Source organism: Streptomyces viridosporus (assembly GCF_002078235.1).
GTDB lineage: Bacteria > Actinomycetota > Actinomycetes > Streptomycetales > Streptomycetaceae > Streptomyces > Streptomyces viridosporus.
The window spans coordinates 1-5,948 of record NZ_MSGP01000392.1 but is presented as its reverse complement, the minus strand read 5'-3'; the positions used below and the strand labels follow the sequence as shown (position 1 = coordinate 5,948).

Below are 5,948 nucleotides of genomic sequence, written 5' to 3'. Positions count from 1 at the left end.
TCGTCCACGGGGCGGGTGCCACGGCGATGACCGGCGTCACCGCGAGCGGCGGACCGGACGCGTCCGCGCGGCCGAACGGCACCTCCCGGCGCCGCGGCCGCCCCCCGCGCACGGAGTCGGCCGACACCCGCGACCGCATCCTCACCGCGGCCCGCGAGGAGTTCTCCGAGCGCGGGTACGAGAAGACGTCCGTACGGGGCATCGCCAAGGCGGCCGGGGTCGACTCCGCGCTGGTGCACCACTACTTCGGCACCAAGGAGCAGGTGTTCGAGGCGGCCGTCGAGGTCGCCTTCGCGCCCGCGCTCCAGGACCGGGACACGGTCCTGGAGGGCCCCCTCGACGAGGTGGGCGAACGGATGACCCGGATGATCATCGGCCTCTGGGAGAACCCGGTGACCCGGACCCCGCTGCTCGCGATCGTCCGCTCCGCGGTGAACAACGAGGCCGCGGCGGCCGTCTTCCGCCGGCTGGTCGTCACCCAGTTGCTGCGCCGCATCGCGGGGCAGCTCGACCCGCCGGACGCGGAGCTGCGCGCGGAGCTCGCCGCCGCGCAGCTGGTCGGGATCGCGATGGTCCGGTACGTCATCAGGGTGGAGCCGCTGGCCTCCGCGGACCCGGAGCAGATCATCCGGCGCGTGGCGCCCGTGGTGCAGGGACACCTCACGGGGCACTGAGACGTTCATCCCGCATTTCGGACACCTCGTCCCGCTTCCTGGATGACCGGCGTACGCTCGATGCAGTCAGAACTCTCTGACCGGCACTCTTCGAAGAAGGTCTGAAGGAGCGAACGACGATGCCCGAGCTGAGGTCCCGCACAGTCACCCACGGCCGCAACATGGCGGGCGCCCGCGCCCTGATGCGCGCCTCCGGTGTACCGGGTGCGGACATCGGCCGCAAGCCGATCATCGCCGTCGCCAACAGCTTCACGGAGTTCGTCCCCGGCCACACCCACCTCGCGCCGGTCGGCCGGATCGTCAGCGAGGCGGTCGTCGAGGCCGGCGGCATCCCGCGCGAGTTCAACACGATCGCCGTCGACGACGGCATCGCGATGGGCCACGGCGGCATGCTCTACTCCCTCCCCTCCCGCGACCTGATCGCGGACAGCGTGGAGTACATGGTCGAGGCGCACCGGGCGGACGCCCTGATCTGCATCTCCAACTGCGACAAGATCACCCCGGGCATGCTGAACGCGGCCCTGCGCCTGAACATCCCCACGGTCTTCGTCTCCGGCGGCCCGATGGAGGCCGGCCGGGCCACCCTGGTCGACGGCACGGTCCGCACGCTGGACCTGATCGACGCGATGGTGGAGGCGGCCAACGACAAGGTCTCCGACGCGGACGTCCTGCGCATCGAGGAGAACGCCTGTCCGACCTGCGGCTCCTGTTCCGGCATGTTCACCGCCAACTCGATGAACTGCCTCACCGAGGCGATCGGCCTGTCCCTCCCCGGCAACGGCTCGGTGCTGGCCACCCACACGGCCCGCAAGCGGCTCTACGTCGACGCGGCCCGCACGGTCATGGACATCACCCGCCGCTACTACGAGCAGGACGACGACTCGGTCCTGCCGCGCTCCGTCGCCACCTTCCAGGCGTTCGAGAACGCGATGGCGCTGGACATCGCCATGGGCGGCTCCACCAACACGATCCTCCACCTGCTGGCCGCCGCCCAGGAGGCCGAGGTCCCCTTCGGCCTGACCGAGATCGACGCCCTGTCGCGCCGCGTGCCCTGCCTGGCCAAGGTGGCGCCCAACGTCGCCAAGGACCGCACGTACTACATGGAGGACGTGCACCGCGCGGGCGGCATCCCGGCCCTCCTCGGTGAACTGCACCGCGCGGGCCTGCTCAACGAGGACGTCCACGCGGTCCACAGCCCGTCCCTGGCCGACTGGCTGAAGACCTGGGACATCCGCGCCGGCTCCCCGTCGAAGGAGGCGGTGGAGCTGTGGCACGCGGCCCCGGGCTGCAAGCGCTCCGCCGAGGCCTTCTCCCAGTCCGAGCGCTGGGAGACCCTGGACGAGGACGCCGAGGGCGGCTGCATCCGTTCCGCCGAGCACGCCTACTCCAAGGACGGCGGCCTGGCGGTGCTGCGGGGCAACCTCGCGGTCGACGGCTGCGTGGTCAAGACGGCCGGCGTCGACGAGTCCATCTGGACCTTCGAGGGCCCGGCGGTGGTCTGCGAGTCGCAGGACGAGGCCGTCGAGAAGATCCTCACCAAGCAGGTCGCGGAGGGCGACGTCGTCGTCATCCGCTACGAGGGCCCCAAGGGCGGCCCGGGCATGCAGGAGATGCTCTACCCGACGTCGTACCTGAAGAGCCGCGGCCTCGGAAAGGCCTGCGCCCTGATCACCGACGGCCGCTTCTCCGGCGGCACGTCCGGCCTGTCCATCGGCCACGCCTCCCCGGAGGCGGCCTCCGGCGGCACCATCGCCCTGGTCGAGGACGGCGACCGCATCCGCATCGACATCCCGAACCGCTCGGTCGAGCTCCTGGTCGACGAGGCGGAACTGGCCCGCCGCGAGCAGGCGCTGAACGGCCGGTACGCCCCGAAGAACCGCGACCGCAAGGTCTCCGCGGCCCTGAAGGCCTACGCGGCGATGGCGACCAGCGCGGACAAGGGCGCGGTGCGGGACGTGACCAAGCTGGGCTGAGGCCCCGCGGTGCCCGCGGCCCGGTCCCGGGGCCGCTCCCGCTCGCGGGGGCGGCCCTCCGCCGTCCGGTGCCCCGCTACCAGCCGGCCGGGTCCCGCGCGTCCACGGCGAACACGGTCCCGTCGGGCGCGGACGCGTGGACGCGCCCGTCCGCGACCACCGGCCCGGGCAGCGCGGCGGCGACCCGGTCGGCGTCCCCGAGCCGGGGCGCGGTCTGCCCGACCAGCCGCCCCGCACGCGCGTCCACGGCGAGCAGCCGTCCGTCGGACGCGGTGACGTACACGTGCCGTCCGTCGGCGACCGGCGAGGAGCTCCGGGCGGCACCGGTCTCCAGGCTCCACAGCCGGTGCAGCGCGCCCATGTCGACGGCCACGAGCCGGCCGCCGGACCCCGTCAGGTAGGCGACGCCCCCGTGCACGGTCCCGTGACTCCGCTCCAGGGGGACGGACAGCGCCACCCGTCGCACCTCCCGGGTGCCCGGCGTGTAGCGGACCAGGGCCTCGGTGTCGCGGTAGACCGCGTCCAGCGAGGCGAGGACGGCCGACCCGCCCGTCGTGCCGACCGGCTTCAGCGTTCCGGTCAGCCGCGCGTCCCAGCGCACCTCACCGGTCCGCGGGTCGACCGCCGTGATCCGCGTGCTCGTACCGTCCTCGGACGTGCTCGTCGCGTACGCCAGCGGGTCCCCCGGGAACGAGTCGAAGGACGGCGTGGCGTGTCCCGGTATCCGGTGGCTCCACACCGTGCCGCCCGAGGCGCCGTCCACGCCGGTGACCGTGCCGTCGTCCCGGACGAGCAGGAGCGTGCCCCCGGCCCTGCCCAGGCGGCTGTACTCGACCGCGTCCTGCCGCCACACCGGCTTCCCCGAGGCGGGGTCGAGGGCCTCCAGACCGCGGCTCCGGTTCAGCCAGGGCTGCACGAGGCCGCCCGACACGACCGGCGGCCCGCTCCGCGCCGTCCGCGCGACGGCGCGCTGCCACACCAGGTCGCCGTCGTCCGCGTCGAGGGCGAAGACCCGACCGGTCAGGGCGCAGAGCAGCCGGCCGGCTCCGAACGAGCACTGCGGGGTGCCCGCCTCCTTGAACGGCGCCGCCTCCCACGCTCCGGCCCCGGCCGACGAGGGCCGCGCGGCGGAGCGGCCCGGTGACGGTTCCGGCGTCCCGTCACCGGGCGGGCGGGCCCAGAGGAGCGTGCCGAGCACGGCGAGCCCGAGGGCTCCGGCCCCGAGCAGCGTCCGTCCGCTCCGGCGGCGCGCGGCCGGCTGCCCGGCCCCCTCGGCGGCACCGGGCTCGGACTCCGGCCCCGGCGGGGAGTCGTGGCCGCGGTCCGGTCCGGGGCCGGAACGCGGGCCGGACCCGGAGTCCGGTCCGGTGGCGGAGTCCGCCGGGTCCGGTCCGGTGCCGGAGTCCGGGTCCGGGCCGGTGCCGGGGTGCGCGTGGGGTGAGCCGTCCGTCCCCGTCCGCTGCGCCGGTATGAACGCCCGGGTGTCGTACGAGGCCGCCACGGACCGCAGCTCCCGCATCAACTCGTCGGGGGAGGGCCGGTCGTCCGGCTCCTTGGCCAGACAGCGCCGCACCAACGGAGCGAGGTCGTCCGGCACGCCGGTCAGGTCCGGCTCGTCATGCACCACCTGGTAGGCGACGACGTACGGGCTCTCGGAGTCGAACGGCCCGCGTCCGGTCGCGGCGTGCACCAGGACGGACCCGAGCGCGAAGAGGTCGGCGGAGGGCCCCACTTCGCGCGGGCGCCGGAACTGCTCGGGCGCCATGAAGGGCGGGGTGCCGATCAACTTCCCCGTTTCGGTGCGCAGTTCGCTGTCCTTCGGCCGGGAGATGCCGAAGTCGATGACCTTCGGCCCGTCCTCGGCGAGCAGCACGTTGCTGGGCTTCAGATCACGGTGCACGACCCCGACCCGGTGGATGTCCCGCAGCGCCTCCGCCAGTCCGGCCGTCAGTCTGCGCAACTGGGCCGAGTCCATGGGCCCGTTCCGCTTCACGTGCTCGGCGAGCGTCGGGCCCGGAATGAACAGCGTGGCCATCCAGGGCCGTTCGGCCTCCGGGTCGGCGTCGACCACCGGCGCGGTGAAGGCGCCGCTCACCTTCCGCGCCGCCCTCACCTCCTGCCGGAACCGGCCCCTGAACTCGGGATCCCGGGCGAACTCGGCGTGCACGACCTTCACCGCGAGCCTCAGCCCGGAGGTACTGCGGGCCAGATGCACCACCCCCATGCCTCCGGAGCCGAGTGGCGACTCGAGCCGGTAGTGACCGGCGTACTCAGGAAGTTCCGCTTCCGCGTTCGCTCCGGCGTTCCGCTGTGGCGCCATGGGACCCCCCGTGCTGTCCGTCGCTGTTCGTCCGCGCGCGCGACGCCCGGAGCCTAGTCGATGACACGTACGAGACCGAGGCGGCTTGCTAGCGTCTGTGTTCCGCGAACGCACAGGTGTGCAAGGTGTGTTCACGGGGAATCAACGGGACCCCACGACAGACGTGGGGCGAACAACGGGGGAGGTTCCACATGTCGGTCGATCACGTCGGACAGGCAGAGGGCGGCAACGAGACGGAAACCGTCGGCACCGCGGCCCTGCGCTACTACTCGGTCGCGCCGGGCGTCCGTCTCAACGTCCGCAGCGGTCCGGGCACCGGCTACACCGTCGTCCGCGTCCTGCCCGAGGGGGCCAAGGTCCCCGTCTTCTGCCAGACCCAGGGGACCACGGTCACCGGCCCGTACGGCACGTCGAAGGTCTGGGACAACATCGACAACGGCGAGTACGTCTCGGACGCCTACGTGTACACCGGCAGCGACGGCTACATCGCCCCGCGCTGCTCCTGATCCCACCGGCCCCTCACCACTCGGGAACACGATGACCCTGACACGACGCAGATCCGTCCTTCTCGCAGGTCTCACCGGAGCCCTTGTGCCGGTGCTCGGCACGACGGCCGAGGCCGCCGTCCGCTACTACTCGGTCGCGCCGGGCGTCCGGCTGAGCGTCCGCAGCGGTCCGGGCACCGGCTACACCGTCGTCCGCGTCCTGCCCGAGGGGGCCAAGGTCCCCATCAACTGCCAGACGCCCGGCACGACGGTGACGGGCCCCTACGGCACGAGCAACATCTGGGACAACATCGGCAACGGTGAGTACGTCTCGGACGCGTACGTGTACACCGGCAGCGACGGCTACGTGGCCTCGCGCTGCGCCTGATCCCGCCCGGAGCCCGCGGCGCGTCCGGCGTGATAATCGATGCGTGAGCGCAGAGAACGACACCCCGGACAGCACCGCGGGCTCCCCGGGAGCCCTCGGTGCTGTCCG

Annotated in this window: 5 protein-coding genes; 4 read left to right on the top strand and 1 reads right to left on the bottom strand. The window is 73.1% G+C overall.

Annotated features, from left to right (window positions below):
• The first annotated feature begins 26 nt into the window (after positions 1–26).
• Entirely contained in the window at positions 27–674 is a 648-nt protein-coding gene (locus B7L92_RS26465) for a TetR/AcrR family transcriptional regulator (RefSeq protein ID WP_081239900.1), read from the top strand.
• A gap of 119 nt (positions 675–793) precedes the next feature.
• Positions 794–2,647: a dihydroxy-acid dehydratase gene (gene ilvD / locus B7L92_RS26460; protein ID WP_081239899.1), complete on the top strand. Its 1,854-nt coding sequence runs from the start codon at positions 794–796 to the stop codon at positions 2,645–2,647.
• 76 nt (positions 2,648–2,723) lie between these two features.
• Here ilvD and B7L92_RS26455 read toward each other — a convergent pair whose 3' ends face one another.
• Positions 2,724–4,967 (bottom strand): serine/threonine-protein kinase, encoded by a 2,244-nt coding sequence (locus tag B7L92_RS26455; protein WP_081239898.1) that lies wholly within the window; start codon positions 4,965–4,967, stop codon positions 2,724–2,726.
• A gap of 191 nt (positions 4,968–5,158) precedes the next feature.
• Between B7L92_RS26455 and B7L92_RS26450 the strand changes: the two genes are divergently transcribed.
• Entirely contained in the window at positions 5,159–5,473 is a 315-nt protein-coding gene (locus tag B7L92_RS26450) for an SH3 domain-containing protein (protein WP_081239897.1), read from the top strand.
• A gap of 31 nt (positions 5,474–5,504) precedes the next feature.
• The gene (locus B7L92_RS26445; protein WP_170102244.1) at positions 5,505–5,840 is read left to right on the top strand and encodes a hypothetical protein; all 336 of its coding nucleotides are present in this window, start codon (positions 5,505–5,507) and stop codon (positions 5,838–5,840) included.
• Positions 5,841–5,948 lie beyond the last annotated feature (108 nt).

Bases quoted from the DNA above. Each gene is read 5' to 3' on its own strand.
- B7L92_RS26465 (WP_081239900.1), top strand. From the start codon at position 27: ATGACCGGCGTCACCGCGAGCGGCGGACCGGACGCGTCCGCGCGGCCG.
- ilvD (WP_081239899.1), top strand. From the start codon at position 794: ATGCCCGAGCTGAGGTCCCGCACAGTCACCCACGGCCGCAACATGGCG.
- B7L92_RS26455 (WP_081239898.1), bottom strand. From the start codon at position 4,967: ATGGCGCCACAGCGGAACGCCGGAGCGAACGCGGAAGCGGAACTTCCT.
- B7L92_RS26450 (WP_081239897.1), top strand. From the start codon at position 5,159: ATGTCGGTCGATCACGTCGGACAGGCAGAGGGCGGCAACGAGACGGAA.
- B7L92_RS26445 (WP_170102244.1), top strand. From the start codon at position 5,505: ATGACCCTGACACGACGCAGATCCGTCCTTCTCGCAGGTCTCACCGGA.